This is a genomic window from Erythrobacter sp. (genome assembly GCF_040217515.1).
Lineage (GTDB): Bacteria > Pseudomonadota > Alphaproteobacteria > Sphingomonadales > Sphingomonadaceae > Erythrobacter.
In genome coordinates, this window is record NZ_JAVJPT010000011.1 from 111,417 (window position 1) to 127,203 (window position 15,787).

Below are 15,787 nucleotides of genomic sequence, written 5' to 3' on the forward strand. Positions count from 1 at the left end.
TTCCATGGGAAAGCGCGCGGCTGATGGGTTGAGCGGCGCATCACGCTCGACTAAGGGCGTTGTCTGCAATGACAACGCTGCCTCCTTCGCCGCCTGAGGACCGCTTTCCGGCAGGGCGGGCGGCGTTTCCGCACCGGGACCTTACCGGCATCGGCCAGCTCGAACGGCACGAAGTTCTCTATATCCTCGACCAGGCGCAGCGCTGGGTCGAGCTGAACCGCCAGCGTTCAAAACATGCCGAGCTGCTTTCCGGCCTCACGATCATAAACGCTTTCTTCGAGAATTCGACCCGCACGCTCTTGTCCTTCGAGATCGCGGGCAAGCGGCTGGGGGCGGATGTGGTCAACATGGTGGCCGCGACATCGAGCCTCAAGAAGGGCGAGACTTTGATCGATACCGCGATCACGCTGAACGCGATGCGGGCCGATGCGATCGTGATCCGGCACGGCTCTTCCGGGGCGACGCAGCTTATCGCCGACAAGGTTGACTGCCCCGTTCTCAATGCAGGCGACGGCAGTCACGAACACCCCACGCAGGCCCTGCTCGATGCGCTTGCACTGCGCCATGCGCTGGCGGAGCGGGGTGAGGCGAGCGAGGATTTCACCGGGCGCACGATCACCATCTGCGGCGACATCCTGCACGGCCGGGTCGCGCGCTCTTCGCTGCTCTGTCTGCAGGCCCTCGGAGCCACGGTCCGCCTGTGCGCCCCGCCTGCGCTGATGCCGGCGGGTATCGAGGCGATGGGAGCGCAAGTTTTCGACGATTTCGATGCTGCACTCGAGGGGAGCGATGTCGTCATGATGCTGCGCCTCCAATCCGAGCGTATGGCGGGGCAGTTCATCCCCTCGGCGCGCGAATACCGCCATCGTTACGGTCTCACGGCAAAACGGCTTAAGCGCGCCGCGAGCGACCTGCTCGTCATGCATCCGGGCCCGATGAACCGCGGGGTCGAAATCGACAGCGAGGTCGCCGATCTTGCGGGCCGATCGCTGGTGACGCGGCAGGTCGAAATGGGCGTCGCGATCCGCATGGCTTGCCTCGACATCCTCACGCGGGCCGCGCGCGGGGTCGAGGGGTGGGAGACGCAGGCGTGAAACAGGCGTGCCCCGTTACGATCACCGGCGGCAGGCTGGTCACGCCTTCGGGAATCGCCGACGGTGCGCTGCGGCTCGAGGGCGGTCGCATCGAGGCGCTCGGCCCGGATGTCAAAGCGCAGGAGGGCGACGAGGTGATCGAGGCGCGCGGCCTGCTGGTGGCGCCCGGTCTGGTCGATCTCGGCGTTTTCGCAGTCGACAAGCCGGCCTTTCATTTCGGCGGCATAACCCGCGCTGCCCTGATGCCCGACCAGTCGCCGCCGCTCGACCTGCCGAGCCGGGTCGGCTACATCGCCAAGAGCGGCAAGCCCGACCTGTGGGTCCACCCGCTCGCCGCCGCGACGCGCGGGCTCGAAGGCAGTGAACTCGCCGAGATCGCACTGATGAAGGAAGCGGGCGCGCGCGGCATCGCCACCGGGCGGCGCTGGATTGCCGATAGCGGCGTTATGCTGAGCCTGCTGCAATATGCCGCCATGCTAGACCTCGTCGTGGTCAGCCATGCCGAGGATGAGGGTCTTGCCGGAGGCGCCGCCGCCACCGCGGGCGAGATCGCGACCCGGCTGGGCCTGCCCGCCGCTCCGGCAGAGGCAGAGGCGCTAGCGATCGCGCGCGACCTGGCGCTCGCCGAAATGGCGGGCGCGCGGCTTCATATCAGACAGGTAACGACCGCGCGCGGTTTCGACCTTGTGCGTGAGGCCAAGGGGCGGGGGCTCGGCGTGACTTGCGGGATAAGCCCTGCGCATTTCATGCTGTCCGACCTTGCGACGGCCGATTTTCGCACTTTCACCCGCCTTTCCCCGCCACTGCGCAGCGAGGCCGACCGCGCCGCCGCGCGCGCGGCAATCGGCGAAGGCGTGGTTGATGTCATTGCCAGCAGCCACGACCCGCGCGGTCCCGAAGACAAGCGTTTGCCCTTCGCCGATGCTGCGCCGGGAATGGCGGGGGCGGAGACGTTGCTCGCCATGACGCTGAACCTCGTGCGGGACGGCGTGATCCGCATCGAGCGGGCTTTCGAACTGCTCGCCGCCAATCCTGCGCGGCTGCTCGGCGCACCTGCGGGGGTCCTCAAGAGGGGGAGCGAGGCGGATATCGCGCTGATCGACCCGGATGCACCGTGGGTGATCGACCGTCGCAAGATGGAGGCGACGGCCGACAACACCCCGTTCGACCGCCAGGGGGCGCAGGGCCGGGTGCGGATGCTGCTGAAAGGCGGGGTCCGCGTGGGTGGCGCGAAGCCGTAAGCACCCGATAAGCGAAGCCCCCGAATGCGTATCGCGCGTCCGGGGGCTTATTGGCTCCCGATCATGTTACGCTGGCCTAGTCGGTGCGCGCCGCGATCCGCACGCCGCGATCCACAGCGCCCGCAGGCGGGTTTGTCTTGGCGTAGGCGAAGCAGCCGCCGCCGCCCTGTTTTACCGAGCGGCACATGCTGCGCGCATCCGACAGGCCGAAGCCTGCCGCCGCGACCCGGAAATAGGTCTTTCCATTGACCAGCGCCTCGGTGATCACGACGTCGTGACCGCCCAGCTGCGGGAACTTGCGCTTGAGCTTGGTCCAGCCCTGCTTGGCCGCATCGTGGCTGCCCCAGCTGCCGAGCTGGACGAGATGCGTGTCGGCCCCGCCAGTGGGCCGACTGGGCGCGCTCTCCTTTGCCGTCGCGGCCATGCGCGCCTGCGAGGCGTTTGGCGCGATACGCTTTGGAGCAGGCTTGGCCGCGGCAACGGGCTGCACCACCGGGTTCGACACGAAGCGCGGAGTGCGCGCGGCGGCGATCCGTTGAGCGGGCTCGGCGGCGGGCTTCACGACAGGCTCGACCGCAGGCTTCGTCGCTGGCCGCGCATCCTTCGCGCCCGGATCCTTCACGCCAGTATCCTTCGCACTTGCGGCCTTGGCCGATGCCTCGGCGTCGATGGCGGCGGCTGCGACCTTTTCCGAGACGCGCGGCGCAGGCTTCACCGAAGGGTTCGGCCGGGAGATGGTCTTCGGTTGGTCGGCGGCGACCCGCGAAGGGGTCGGATCGACCGTTTCGACCGCGCCGAATTCGCCCTTTGCGAAGGCGAACGTTTCGCTCTCGCTCGCCCCGGCGCGCTTTTCCGGCGCCGGGATGCTCGCGGCGGCCTCGGCCATCATCTGTTCCTGGCTCGGGAAATTCGACAGGGCCAACATTGCGGGCAAGCCGTCATCGGCCGCCGGCGTCACGCGCAGGAGGTTCGCAACCCGCGCGCGATAGTTTTCCGGGGCGGCGGTTGCGGCCCATTCGGACAGGCGCGTATCGAGCTGGTCTGCGGGCACGTCCTCGGCCGCCATTACCCGAGCCGCGCGCCAATTCCCGGCAAGCGCGTAAGTATAGGCGAGGTTCTGCCGCGCCTTGGGCGTGGAAAGCCCGGCGCGAACTGCATTGGTCAGCACGTGGATGCCGCGTTCGGGCTGTCCGGCCAGCGCATAGGCGAGGCCGAGGTCGTCGTCGGGAATCGCATTCTCCCATTCGCGCAATGTGGCCACGGCAGTCCTTGCATCCCCGTTCGCGATGCTGGCGAGAGCGAAGCTCAGTACGGTGCGCGGGTCCTCGTGGCCGAGCGCGAGCGCATCGCCGAAGCTCGTTGCAGCGCTTTCGAAACGGCCGTTCTCGAGATAGGCCGCGCCCAGCATGGCGCGAAAGGCCGGATCGCGCGGTTCGGCGAGCACAGCGGCTTCGGCATGGGCGATCGCTTTTTGCGCATCGCCCTTTTCGAGCGCGACCTGCGCCTTGGAAAAGGACGTCGCGGCGGGCGGCGCACCGGTCGTGGAGCAGCCCGCCAGCGCGGCGCTTACCAGCGCGGTGGTGACGACGAATCCGACCCTTGGTCCGATCTTTGGACCCTTCGTGCGGATGAAGGCGGTGCGATCCATGATTTTTCCCCTGTAGGTCCTGTTGGTTCGGTTCGCGTTTGAGTGGCTGTCGTCTCGGTCAGCCGCGCCGCACACGGGCGGCGAGGGCATCGAGTTCCTCGAATTCGGCCAGCATCGCATCGAGCGCCTCGGTCACGAGCGCCTGGGCGCTGACGCCCTGCATCGTCGCGGCAAGCCGCAGCTTGAGATGGCGTTCGGTGTCGAGCCGCAGCGTGAATGCGGCGCGCTTGCCCGCCGGGCGAACAGCGGCCTTGCGCCCGGTCTTTCGCGGCTTCGAGAGCTGGATTTCCCGCGCGGCGGTGTCGTTTTCCGCGGTGTCGTGTGCGACGGAACCGTCCGCGGCGGATGCGTCTTCGGTATCCGCGAAATAGCGCGCGGAAAGATCCTCTTCCACGCCCAGCTCGCCGTCGGATCCGTCCATCGCGGCATCGGCCAGGACGCGATCGAGCAGGTGTTTCTGCTGCCGCCTCACGACGGGGCTGCGCGAGGAGTCTTCGCCCGCCTCGCCCGTGCCCTGCGAGCGGATCGGCACGATGTCCGCGCCCTTGCTCTCGGTCGAATCGTCCTCGCCCATGTCGTTCCAGCCGAGATCCTCCAGCTGTTCGTCGGCGAGCGCGGCCATTTCCTCGGGACTGTGCGCAAGCGGCGTGAGCTGCGGGCGCATGGCGGGCTTGGCGCCGCCCTTGCGCGCGAGCAGGGTCGGACCGAGCGAGGCGAAACCAGCTTCGGACATGGCCCCTCGCGGCTCCTTACTGCGCGACCCGACGGCCGAAACCGCCGGCCGGACGCTGGACGCCGTTCGCCGGCACCTGCCCGTTCGGGGCGGCGGCGAAGACGGTGCGGCGGAAGTTCTTCTCCAGCCGGTCGTTGATGTATTTCCACAGCGCCGTGATCTCGGCAGCGCTGCGGCTTTCGGGATCGACTTCCATAACGGTGCGGCCGTCGATCATCGAGGCGGCGAAATCGGTGCGGTGGTGGAGCGTGATCGGTGCGACGGTGCCGTGCTGCGACAGCGCAACGGCGGCTTCGGAGGTGATCTTCGCCTTGGGCGTCGCGGCATTGACCACGAAGACCAGCGGCTTGCCCGCGCGTTCGCAGAGGTCGACCGTCGCGCCGACGGCGCGCAGGTCGTGCGGGGAGGGACGGGTCGGCACGACGATCAGTTCGGCGACACCGATCACCGACTGGATCGCCATGGTGATCGCGGGCGGCGTGTCGATCACCGCCAGCTTGAAGCCCTGCTGGCGCAACACCTGCAGATCATTGGCGAGCCGCGAGACCGTGGTCTGGGCGAAGGCGGGATATTCCGCTTCGCGCTCGTTCCACCAGTCGGCCAGCGAGCCTTGCGGATCGATGTCGATGAGCACGACCGGTCCGGCGCCTGCGCGCTGGGCCTGGACGGCGAGATGTCCGGACAGGGTGGTCTTCCCCGATCCGCCTTTCTGCGATGCCAAAGCGAGTACACGCAACGCTCGGTCCCCCTGGATTCAAACCGTTTGGTGCCGCGCTTTGGCGGCGGGATGCGAGCAGGCTTCGCAGGATACCCCTAATTTTGAGTTAATATGCCTGCCTGCCGAAGCGGCCCGAGCTGGCGGAGAGTTATCCTGCGGTTCGCCCGTGCAATCCCGGCGGCAGGGTGGAAACGAAATCCTAACGCTTCGTTCACTATGCTTTCCTGCCGACGGACGAAGCGTGCGTCGCAAGCGCGCGCGGAGGCCACACCGCTGACCCGAGCCATACGATGTCGGAAATGCAAGGAATTGCCATGACCACGCACACCCGTCTCACCGCCCGCACCGCACTTGGCCGCGCCGTTCTCGGTGCGCTCGCAGCGGCGCTTGCGTTTATCGCCGCTCCGGCTCTTGCCGATGTCAAGGCCGGGGTCGATGCCTGGAGCGCGGGCGATTACGACAGTGCCGTTGCCGAATGGCGGGGGCCTGCGGCGAATGGCGATCCCGACGCGCTGTTCAATCTCGCCCAGGCCTACCGGCTGGGGCGCGGGGTAGAGGGCGACCTTGCCCGGGCGCGTGATCTTTATGCCGAGGCGGCTCGCAAGGGTCATGTGAAGGCCGCGGACAATTACGGCCTGCTCCTGTTCCAGCAGGGCGATCAGGACAGTGCCATGCCGCTCATCCGCGACGCGGCCGATCGCGGCGACCCGCGCGCGCAGTATGTTCTCGGGCTAGCCCATTTCAACGCCGATTATGCGCAAAAGGACTGGGTGCGTGCCTACGCGCTGCTCACACTGGCGCGTTCGCAGGGCCTGCCGCAGGCGACCGACGCGCTTGCCCAGATGGACCGTTACGTCCCCGAGCAACAGAAGCAGGAGGCGCAGCTTCTCGCGCGCACGCTCGAAGCCGAATCCGCCCGGCGTCGTGCTGCCCGGCTTGCCGCGGCCGATCTCGGTGCGGGCGCTCCATCCGGTTCTTCGCCCGCACCGCGCGGGGCGAGCGCGCCCGCAGTCATGACCGATGCCGGGACTGACCCGAAGCCTGCCCGCGAACCTGGCCCCGCGCCGGTTCTTGTCGCGGCCGCTCAATCGCCGCCCGCGCCGCAGCGTGCGACCGAGCCCGTCCCCGCCCGCCGCGCACCTGCCCGCATCGCCCAAGCTGGCACGACGCGGCCCGCGCGGGTCGAGACCGCCGCTCGCCCGCGCGGAGAATGGCGCGTGCAACTCGGGGCGTTCGGCGTGCCCGGCAATGCCGAGCGACTGTGGTCGAAAATGTCATCCAATCCGGCGCTCGCGGGCACGGATCGCGCGCTCGTTCCGGCCGGGCGGGTTACGAAGTTGCAGGCCGTCGGCTTTGCCAGCCGCTCCGAGGCGCAGGCCGCCTGTTCCGCGCTGAAGCGCGAAGGCCAGGCCTGCATCGTCGCCGCGCCGCGCTCATAAGGCCGGGGTTCGGTCCGCTGCGCCGGTTCGGGCTGCGACAATCCGGCCGCAGGGCGATTGCCCCGGCCGGGTTAGCAGATCGCCCGGAACGCGGGGACTTCCAACCGGGCCGCTTCCTGCTAAGCTCGTCGATCTGACGGTAGCGTCGTGGGGGATCGGTCGGTGGTGAGCAGCATGGCATCAGGCGCCGGGGCGCACAGCGCGGCGGCAGCGGGAACGATGCCCGATCCCGCGCAGGCCGATCTGGCCCCGGTCGCGACGTCCGAGCGCATAGAAAGCCTCGATTTCATCCGCGGCATCGCGGTCATGGGGATCCTCGCAGCCAATATCGTCGCGTTCGGCCAGCCTTTTTCCGCCTACATGTATCCGAACGAATTCCTGACCGGCCACGGTCAAGCGGCCGACTGGATGTGGATCGGGCAATTCATCCTTGTCGACGGCAAGATGCGCGGCCTGTTCACCCTGCTGTTCGGCGCGGGGCTCTATCTGTTCATGGAGCGCGTCTGGGCACGCGGGGGAACGCGCTGGCGGCAGATGTGGCGATTGTTCGTCCTCATGCTGTTCGGCATGATTCATTTCTACCTCATCTGGTATGGCGATATCCTGTTCTATTACGCGGTTGTCGGCTTCGTCGTGGTGCCGTGCCTGCGCTGGAGCGCGAAAGCGCAGCTCTGGATCGGGTTGGTCGGCTATGTCTTCGGCGCCCTGCTGTATGCCGCGATGCTGAGCTTTCCCTATCTCGTCGCGGATACGCCCGCCGGACAGGACGAGGACTTCGCCGAGATGCGAACCGAACTTGCCGAGGGCAAGGCGAGCGACATCGCGGACAATGCGATTCACACACGGCTCAAGCAATCGGGCGATTATTTCGGACTGGTCGCGCACAAGGCGGCGGAACATTGGTCGGACCCGCTGACAAACGTCTTCCTCTTCGGGCTCGAGACATTGCCGCTGATGTTCCTTGGCGTCGCGCTTTACCGCTTCGGCTTTTTCAGCGGGGCTTTCGATTCGCGCCGGATGCGATTCTGGGGCTGGTCCGGGGTCATCGTGGGCGGTGCGGCGCATCTTGCAATCGGCCTGTTCGTGCAGGAAGCCGGCTTCACCTATTATTCCACTCTCGCCGCCTTTGTCGGCTGGAGCCCCATGCCGCGGCTGCTGATGGTGCTCGGCCTGGCCGCATTGATGATCGAGTATTCGCCGCGATGGACAGGGGGGCTGGCCGAGCGTGTGCGCGCCGCAGGCCGCGCGGCGTTCAGCAATTACCTCGGCACGTCGATTGTCATGCTGTTCGTGTTTCACGGCTGGGCGCTCGGCCTGTTTGGCGCGCTGAACCGTCCGCAGCTTTACATCGTGGTCGCGCTGGCATGGGTCCTTATGCTGGCGTGGTCCAAGCCTTGGCTCGAACGCTATCGCTACGGCCCGCTCGAATGGCTGTGGCGCTGCCTCACTTATGGGCAGGTGTTTGCGCTCAAGCGATAATCCCAGCGTGCGGGGCCTGGATGCGCCTTTGAAGGCGCGCACCGGGCGGTAGCATCGCAGCGCCGACAGGTGAGTGCGAAAACAATTCCCTTGCTATTGAGAATGGATCGCATAGGTTGGTGATGCAAACGACTCGCAGGAGAGGTTCTTCGCATGTATATCTGCATCTGCAACGCAATCCGCGAAGACGACCTGCGCCGTGCCGCGCTCGGTTGTTCCGGCGATGCCGAGGCTGCTTACGCGACGCTGGGCAAGCGTCCCAATTGCGGCCAGTGCCTTGGCGAAGCAGGGAAAATCATCGAACAGGAACGCGCCTTGACGGCTTGCGACAAAGTCGCAATCTGAACCGGCCCGCCGCTATTGCGAGTGGATTGCAAAACACTGATTTGCAACGGAAAATCTCACCCCTACCGCTTGTAAAGCGTCGTTTTTCGCCCCATATGGCTCTGCGTTATGAACAGGGGCCGCCGATCATTCGGCGCATATAAAGGGGAAACGCGCCATGAAGGGCGATCCGAAAGTCGTCGAGTTCCTGAACAAGGCGCTCACCAACGAGCTGACTGCAATCAACCAGTACTGGCTGCATTATCGTGTGCTCGCCGATTGGGGTATTCACAAGCTCGCCGCTTACGAGCGCCACGAATCGATCGAAGAAATGCAGCACGCCGACCGGCTGGCCGAACGGATCCTGTTCCTGAACGCGCTTCCCAATTTCCAGGCGATCCACAAGCTCAAGGTCGGCGAATCGGTCGATGAAATCCTCAAGGCCGACCTTGCGCTCGAGCACGAGGCGATTCCGCTGTTGCAGGAAGCGGCGGCCTATTGCCAGGAGGTCAAGGATTTCACCTCCGGCCAGATCTTCGAGGACATCCTCGCCAACGAGGAAGAGCATGTCGATTTCCTCGAAACCCAGTTCGACATGATCGAGCGCATGGGGCTGGAAAATTACTGCCAGTTGCAAAGTGCGCCGGCAGGCGAGGGTGAAACCGGCGCGGGCAAGTAACGCGCCGCTGCATTGCTCCGCTGCATCGACTTGCGAAAGGTCTGCGCCGCATATGCGGCAGCGGGCCCTTTTGTGTCCATCTGAATTGACACGAAGCGCCCGGCGGCGCAGGGTCCCGCGCGGGAGCGAAAGGCGCGGGGGATTAACTAAGAGGGTCGCGCCTCTCACTAAACCGGCAGCTTCCATTGTTCGGGTCGCCCCGGTGGCCGGCGCATTTGCGCGTCCGGCCTGGACCGAAAAATGGAGATGCACATGAACCGAATTACCACGATGCTTGCTGCGGGCATGGCCGCCATCGGCTTCGCCGCCGCCGCCCCGGCCGCGGCGCAATTGCAGGTCTACGAGGATTACGAGCCGTCCGAAGAGGTCATCGAGATGACGCTGGTCAAGGTCGAGGAAGGCCAGCTCGACACCTATCTCGAAGGGCTGAAACAGACCTGGGTCAAGGCCAACGAGGTCCAGAAGGAAATGGGCTATGTCAAAGGCTACGGCATCTATGGCGTGCCCTACGGCGAAGGCGAGTTCAACCTGGTGCTCACCATCCGCTTCGCCAATGACGAGGCGCTGACCCCGAACAAGGAGCGCTACATGGAATTCATGGAAGCGTGGGGCGAAGCCAATATGGAAAGCTCGAACGAGACGGTGCGCGAGGTCTACAACAAGATCCGCAAAATCCAGGGCACCTATATGCTGCGCGAGCTCAAGATGACGATGTGATCGGCTGAAGCCGGTCCAGACAGCGGGCGGGGCAGCGATGCTCCGCCCGTTCTTGTTGTCCGCGTCAGTTTTTTCGTATGCTTCCCATGCCGATCAGGGAGGCAAGATGGCACTGTTCAGCGATCTTTACGCCTATCGCCCCCGTATCCGCGAGGGCGACAAACGCGATCGAGAGCCTCTGGAGGATTGGCTCACGGAATGCATGGCGGCGGCCCTGCGAGCGCTCGTCGAAGCGGACCCGGCCAAGGCCGCACAGGTCCTCGCCTTTCTGGCGAAACAGGATGCAGAGCCGGTCCGCGCTGCGATCCAAAGGCACGGGCTGCGTATCCAGACCCAGTTCCATGCGGGTGAGCAAGGTCGTCCGGACATGGTGTTCTGGCTCGCCGACTGGCCGTGGATGGTCTGCGAGAACAAGGTCGGCTGTCCTGCGACGGCCGAACAGATCGAGGCCTATCGGGATTGGCAGAATTCACAGTCCGATAAACGGCCTTCGACCGTCCGGCTGGAGCCGAAAGTCGCCTTCGTCACTCACTATACCAAGGCTCCCGAGCGCGATCTGAAAGCGCTGCGCTGGTCGCATGTCGCGCGGGAATTGTGCCGGGCCACGCGGGAGATGGATACCGATAGTCATGCGAGGGCCCTTGCCCAATCGTTCGAGCAATTCCTGGAGGAGCAGTACATGAACACGACTTATCCGAGCGCCCGCGCGATGGCGGCGGCAGAATTGTTCATAGCCGATGGGCTTCAGATATATTGTCTCGCGAACGAGATGCTCGAGCGCGCTCGTTGTATCGGCGATCATGCCCATCAAACAACATATTCGGCTGCGCCCGAATGCTCTGAAGGCATGATTTATGCGTGTCGTTGGGCAAACCGGATCATTTCGGATTGCGGTGCCTGGGTATCGGCTGGAATTTGGTTCCCTGAGGTTGGTACTTTTGCGAAAGACGTGAAGGAAAGCATGGGCTTAACGGTGACTGACGCAGCAAAGGTTTTCGTCACTATCGATAATGGCAACCTATTGAGCGCGTGCTCCGGTGCACCACAAGGCTGGCATGGCTGCCACAAGCAGTTCCTCACTTACGCCGATTTCGCTTCCTTCGAGGGTACACCCGACGAGCGCGGCGAAAGGATCCTCGACTGGACCGAAACCCGGTGCCAGGCCTTCGGGTCATGGGCCGATAAGCAGGGCTGACCTCGCTCAGTCGCCCTTGCCGAAACCCATCGCCGCGAGCCGCGTCTCGTGGAGGAAGTGGACGAGGCCCGTCACCAGCAGCACCATGGTCAGCACCCACAAAAACGCGATCAGGCTGCCGATCTTCGCCTCGATATAGGCGGCGAGAAAGCCGAAGCCGATCACGAGGCTGATATTGACCGCAGCGGCGGTGGCGAAGCTGATTGCGCGTTGGGCGCTGCGACGCCTGCGGGAAAGCCATTGGAGTTCGCGCCGGCAGCGTTCGGTGTGCGCCTCTTCGCCCATTTCCTCGATCCGTTCGATCCGCCCGGCGATCCAGATCATGCGGCTCATGATGACGTTCATGATCGCCCCGATCGCGCCGAGCAGGAAGGCGGGCGCAAGGCTCTGCTGCACCACCGCCTGCACGCGCGGGGTCGAGGCGGTGCGCTCGAGCAGGTCGAAGGCGAAGGGCTGGGCCGCGGCGAGCAAGTCAAGCGGGCTCATCGCGCCTTGTCCGCGCCAAAGGGGTTCTTCGGGGAACGCAGGTTGACCCGCACCGGGACCGCCTCGAAGCCAAGATTGTCGCGGATCGAATTGACGAGGTAACGCTCGTAGCTCTTGGGCAGGGCATCGAGCCGGGTCCCGAATACGACGAAGCGCGGCGGGCGTGTTCCGGCCTGGGTGATGTAGCGCAGCTTGATCCGCTTGCCGCCGGGCGCGGGCGGGGGATTGGCGGCGAGCGCATCGTCGAACCAGCGATTGAGAGCAGCGGTCGGCACGCGCTTGGACCAGCTGTCGCGCAGTTCGAATGCCGCCCCGATCATCGGGTCGAGCCCCTTGCCCGTCTTGGCGCTCACCGCGAGCACTGGGAGCCCGCGAACCTGCGCAAGTCCGTCGTCGAGGGCCCGGCGCACCCCGTTGAACAGGCGGCTGGCATCTTCGGCCACGTCCCACTTGTTGATCGCCACCATCAGCGCGCGCCCTTCCTCGAGCACGGCGGAGGCAATCTTCAAATCCTGGTGTTCGAGGCCCTGCGTCGCATCGAGCAGCAGGATGACGACCTCTGCGAAATCGACCGCGCGGCGGGCATCGGCAACCGAGAGCTTTTCGAGCTTCTCGGTGACATTGCGCTTTTTCCTCATGCCCGCCGTATCGATCAGGCGCACCTGGCGGAGATCGCGCGTTTTCGGGTCCGTCCAGTGCCAGTCGATCGCGATGGAATCGCGCGTTATTCCCGCTTCCGGACCGGTCAGCAGGCGGTCCTCGCCCAGCAGGCGGTTGATAAGCGTTGACTTGCCCGCATTGGGCCGGCCGACAATGGCGAGCTTGAGCGGGCCGAGCGGCGCGTCCTCGTCTTCTTCGTCCGGCGTGTCGGCATCCTCTTCGGCCGCCTCGGCCTTGGCGCCGATGACCGGCCAAAGCCCGCCAAAAAGGTCCGCGACACCCTCGCCATGCTCGGCCGACAGCGCGACCGGTTCGCCCAGGCCCAGCGAATAGGCTTCGAGCACGCCCGCTTCGCCCGCGGAGCCTTCGGCCTTGTTGGCGACGAGGACAATGGGCACGTCGTGTTCGCGCAGATAGCGCGCGATTTCGGTGTCCAGCGGGGTCAGCCCGGCGCGCGCATCGACCACGAACAGCGCCGCATCGGCGCCTTCGAGGCTGGCTTCGGTCTGCTTGCGCATGCGGCCCGGGAGCGAGAGGTCGTCCTCGTCCTCCCACCCGGCCGTGTCGACGACGGTGAAGCTTAGCCCCGCGATCTCGGCATCGCCCAGGCGCCGATCGCGCGTCACGCCCGGCTGGTCGTCGACCAAAGCGAGCCGCTTGCCCACCAGCCGGTTGAACAGGGTGGACTTGCCGACATTGGGCCGGCCGATGATGACGACTGTCGGTTTCATGGCTGCGGCCTCAAGTGGCCGCTCGGCCGGGGCTTGGCAAGGTGCGTCCCGCGCATGGCGGCGTGGACGATGTGCGTCAGGCGTCCTTCTTCGCCACCGGGGCGCCTTCGCCGAGATCCTCGAACCATGCCTCGACCGGACCGGAAAGCTTGATCGTCAGCGGGTTGCCCTTGCGGTCGACGGTCTTGCCCGCCTGAACCCGGACCCAACCTTCGCTGATCGAATATTCCTCGATATCCGTGCGCACACGGTCCTTGAACCGGATGCCGACGCCGCGCTGGAGCGCTTCGGCATTGAAATGCGGGCTCGCGGGATGGACCGAGAGGTGGTCGGGCGGAACGTCGCCGCCTGTCTCGGGCCGGGTGCCGGTTTCGGGTGTTTCGTCTGTCATGGCAGCGCCGCCCCTAATCGCGCGGGCGCGCGGTTACAATATGCAAAGGGCGTGAGGCCGACGACTGGAGCCGGATGTGTCAGTCGGGCGGGAAGAGCGTTTCGGGCCGCATCGAGTCGAGCTCTTCTTCGCCCGCACCTTCGTGATCCGCGCGCTCGCGCTGGCGCTTTTCGAGACCTTTGCGCGCGGCGTCGTCCGGTTCGCGCCCGGTCTTCTTCTTCTTGCCCTCCTCGCCCGGTTGGACCACGGGGGGCGTGCCTTCGGGGGTGCGCGGTTCGTCGTAGTCGCGCGGATGTTTGCGCGGATCGTTGCTGTCGTCTGCCATCGGGGCATTCTCCTTTCCCCGATCAATGGCCGCGCGGGGCGATGCGTTCCGCAGCGGCACGCGCATCCCCCGCGAATCAGGCAGAGCTTGCCCTTTCGCCCGGCAGGGGATAGAGGCGCGCTGATACGCGCGGGGGGCCGGTAGGGTCTCCCGCGCGGCTTCGTTCAGGCTCGCGGGCGTGGCGGAACTGGTAGACGCGCCAGATTTAGGTTCTGGTATCGCAAGATGTGGGGGTTCGAGTCCCTTCGCCCGCACCAGTTCGCCCGTGCCACCCGCGGCATTCACGTTTTGCTCTAGAAGGCTTCGATACCGACCCCATGCAGACCAAGCAGACCATCAATGAAGGCCTCAAGCGCGGCTATGTGATCACGATCACCGCGGGCGACATCGCGGCCAAGATCGATTCGGAGATCAAGAAGATCGCGCCGCAGGTGCGCATGCCCGGCTTCCGCCCCGGCAAGGTGCCGGCCAATCTCGTGCGCAAGATGCATGGCGAACAGCTTCATGCGCAGGTCGTGAACGACACGATCCGCGATTCGGTCGACGAGCTGATCCGGTCTGAGGAATTGCGCCCGGCCATGCAGCCGAGCGTCGCGCTCGACGAGAATTACGACGAAGGCAAGGATGCCGAGATCACCGTCGAGCTCGAGGTCCTGCCCGAGATCGAGGCACCGAGCACCGACGGGCTCAAGCTCGAGAAGCTGGTCGTGCCGGTTACGGACGAGCAGGTGATGGAAGCGATCGAGGGCATTGCCGGCCAGAACAAGAGCTACAAGGACGCAGCCAAGACCAAGAAAGCGGCCGAGGGCAACCAGGTCGTGATCGATTTCGTCGGCAAACTGGATGGCGAACCGTTCGAAGGCGGCGCGGCAGAGGATGCGCCGCTCGTCATCGGTTCGGGCACCTTCATTCCCGGCTTCGAGGAACAGCTCGTCGGCGTGAAGGCAGGCGATGAAAAGACGATCACCGTCACGTTCCCGGAAGAATACCAGGCTGAACATCTCGCGGGCAAGGAGGCGACATTCGATGTCACCGTCAAGGCGGTGAAGGTCGAGAGCGAGACGAGCGTCGATGACGATTTCGCCAAGAATCTCGGCCTTGAAAGCCTCGACAAGCTCAAGGAACTCATGCGCGGCCAGCTTGAACAGCAGACCGCCGGGCTCACCCGCACGCAGATGAAGCGGGCACTGCTCGACCAGCTCGCGGCCGGACACGATTTTCCCGTGCCTCAGGGCATGGTCGATGCCGAGTTCGAGCAGATCTGGGCCCAGCTCCAGCAGGAAGCGGCGAAAGAGGAGGATCCCGACGCCGCGCTGAAGCAGATCGAGGAAGAAAAAGACGACTATAAGGCGATCGCCGAACGCCGCGTGCGGCTTGGCCTGTTGCTGTCAGAGATCGGGCAGGCGAACGGTGTCGAGATTACCCAGCAGGAAATGTCGATGCTCGTCCAGCAGGCTGCCTCGCAATACCGCGAGGAGGATCGCGAGCGGTTCATGCAGTATATCCAGTCCGAACCGATGGCCGCCGCCCAGCTTCGCGCGCCACTGTATGAGGACAAGGTCGTCGATTTCCTCTTCGACAAGGCCGAGGTGACCGAGCGCGAAGTCACGCAGGATGAATTGCAGGCCGCGATCGAGGCGGAAGAGGACGTCGAGGCGGAGAAGGAAAAAGCCAAGGCCGAGCCTCAGAAGAAGGCTCCGGCCAAGAAGGCCACCGCGAAAAAGGCCGCCCCGAAGAAGACAGCCGCCACGAAAAAGGCGGCCGATGACGGCGACGAGACCAAGCCTGCGGCCAAGAAGGCATCGGCGAAGAAAGCTCCGGCGAAGAAGGCCGCAGCCAAGGACGACGATAAGAAGCCTACCGCCAAGAAGGCTGCACCCAAGAAAAAGGCCCCGGCCAAGAAGGCCGCTTCGAAGGACTGAATGGG

At 65.3% G+C, this 15,787-nt stretch carries 16 protein-coding genes and 1 tRNA gene; 10 read left to right on the top strand and 7 right to left on the bottom strand.

From position 1 onward, the window contains the following. The first annotated feature begins 68 nt into the window (after positions 1-68). Entirely contained in the window at positions 69-1,094 is a 1,026-nt protein-coding gene (locus tag RIB52_RS12900) for an aspartate carbamoyltransferase catalytic subunit (RefSeq protein WP_350176163.1), read from the top strand. Next, positions 1,091-2,335: a dihydroorotase gene (locus tag RIB52_RS12905; RefSeq protein WP_350176165.1), complete on the top strand. Its 1,245-nt coding sequence runs from the start codon at positions 1,091-1,093 to the stop codon at positions 2,333-2,335. Before RIB52_RS12900 ends, RIB52_RS12905 begins: the two co-directional genes overlap by 4 nt. Positions 2,336-2,411: 76 nt before the next feature. Here the strand turns inward: RIB52_RS12905 and RIB52_RS12910 are convergent, their stop codons facing one another. The 3 genes from RIB52_RS12910 to RIB52_RS12920 are packed head-to-tail and all read right to left on the bottom strand — an operon-like array spanning position 2,412 to position 5,452. Then, a complete protein-coding gene (locus RIB52_RS12910; protein ID WP_350176167.1) occupies positions 2,412-3,983 on the bottom strand; it encodes a tetratricopeptide repeat protein in 1,572 nt (523 codons plus the stop codon). Between the two features lie 58 nt (positions 3,984-4,041). Further along, positions 4,042-4,716: a type II toxin-antitoxin system HicB family antitoxin gene (locus RIB52_RS12915; RefSeq protein WP_350176169.1), complete on the bottom strand. Its 675-nt coding sequence runs from the start codon at positions 4,714-4,716 to the stop codon at positions 4,042-4,044. 16 nt (positions 4,717-4,732) lie between these two features. Next, positions 4,733-5,452, bottom strand: a complete 720-nt coding sequence (locus tag RIB52_RS12920; RefSeq protein WP_291132932.1) for an AAA family ATPase — start codon at positions 5,450-5,452, stop codon at positions 4,733-4,735. 296 nt (positions 5,453-5,748) lie between these two features. Here RIB52_RS12920 and RIB52_RS12925 point away from each other — a divergent pair, with 296 nt between their 5' ends. The 6 genes from RIB52_RS12925 to RIB52_RS12950 all read left to right on the top strand — a co-directional run bounded on the left by RIB52_RS12925 (position 5,749) and on the right by RIB52_RS12950 (position 11,267). Then, the gene (locus tag RIB52_RS12925; protein WP_350176172.1) at positions 5,749-6,873 is read left to right on the top strand and encodes an SPOR domain-containing protein; all 1,125 of its coding nucleotides are present in this window, start codon (positions 5,749-5,751) and stop codon (positions 6,871-6,873) included. Between the two features lie 174 nt (positions 6,874-7,047). Beyond that, entirely contained in the window at positions 7,048-8,352 is a 1,305-nt protein-coding gene (locus RIB52_RS12930) for a DUF418 domain-containing protein (protein WP_350176174.1), read from the top strand. A 153-nt stretch (positions 8,353-8,505) separates the two neighbouring features. Then, on the top strand, positions 8,506-8,697 hold the full coding sequence (locus tag RIB52_RS12935; protein ID WP_350176176.1) for a (2Fe-2S)-binding protein: 192 nt from the start codon (positions 8,506-8,508) through the stop codon (positions 8,695-8,697). A 157-nt stretch (positions 8,698-8,854) separates the two neighbouring features. Then, positions 8,855-9,355, top strand: coding sequence for a bacterioferritin (gene bfr, locus RIB52_RS12940; protein WP_350176178.1), 501 nt, complete (start codon positions 8,855-8,857; stop codon positions 9,353-9,355). A 252-nt stretch (positions 9,356-9,607) separates the two neighbouring features. Further along, positions 9,608-10,072, top strand: coding sequence for a hypothetical protein (locus tag RIB52_RS12945; protein WP_350176180.1), 465 nt, complete (start codon positions 9,608-9,610; stop codon positions 10,070-10,072). 106 nt (positions 10,073-10,178) lie between these two features. Continuing rightward, a complete protein-coding gene (locus RIB52_RS12950) occupies positions 10,179-11,267 on the top strand; it encodes a hypothetical protein (RefSeq protein ID WP_350176182.1) in 1,089 nt (362 codons plus the stop codon). A 6-nt stretch (positions 11,268-11,273) separates the two neighbouring features. Here the strand turns inward: RIB52_RS12950 and RIB52_RS12955 are convergent, their stop codons facing one another. From RIB52_RS12955 to RIB52_RS12970, 4 genes are all read right to left on the bottom strand, one after another. Continuing rightward, positions 11,274-11,753, bottom strand: coding sequence for a DUF2721 domain-containing protein (locus RIB52_RS12955; protein ID WP_350176184.1), 480 nt, complete (start codon positions 11,751-11,753; stop codon positions 11,274-11,276). Further along, positions 11,750-13,144, bottom strand: coding sequence for a ribosome biogenesis GTPase Der (gene der, locus RIB52_RS12960; protein ID WP_350176186.1), 1,395 nt, complete (start codon positions 13,142-13,144; stop codon positions 11,750-11,752). Before der ends, RIB52_RS12955 begins: the two co-directional genes overlap by 4 nt. Before the next feature lie 76 nt (positions 13,145-13,220). Further along, a complete protein-coding gene (locus RIB52_RS12965) occupies positions 13,221-13,535 on the bottom strand; it encodes a DUF3297 family protein (RefSeq protein WP_350176188.1) in 315 nt (104 codons plus the stop codon). A gap of 79 nt (positions 13,536-13,614) precedes the next feature. Then, complete coding sequence (locus tag RIB52_RS12970; RefSeq protein WP_350176190.1) at positions 13,615-13,860, bottom strand: hypothetical protein; 246 nt, start codon at positions 13,858-13,860, stop codon at positions 13,615-13,617. A gap of 172 nt (positions 13,861-14,032) precedes the next feature. On the opposite strand from RIB52_RS12970, the gene RIB52_RS12975 reads away from it, so the two are divergent. Both RIB52_RS12975 and tig read left to right on the top strand, forming a co-directional pair. Further along, positions 14,033-14,117 (top strand) — tRNA-Leu (locus tag RIB52_RS12975). Positions 14,118-14,177: 60 nt separating this feature from the next. Further along, positions 14,178-15,782, top strand: a complete 1,605-nt coding sequence (tig, locus tag RIB52_RS12980; RefSeq protein WP_350176192.1) for a trigger factor — start codon at positions 14,178-14,180, stop codon at positions 15,780-15,782. Positions 15,783-15,787: the final 5 nt, after the last annotated feature.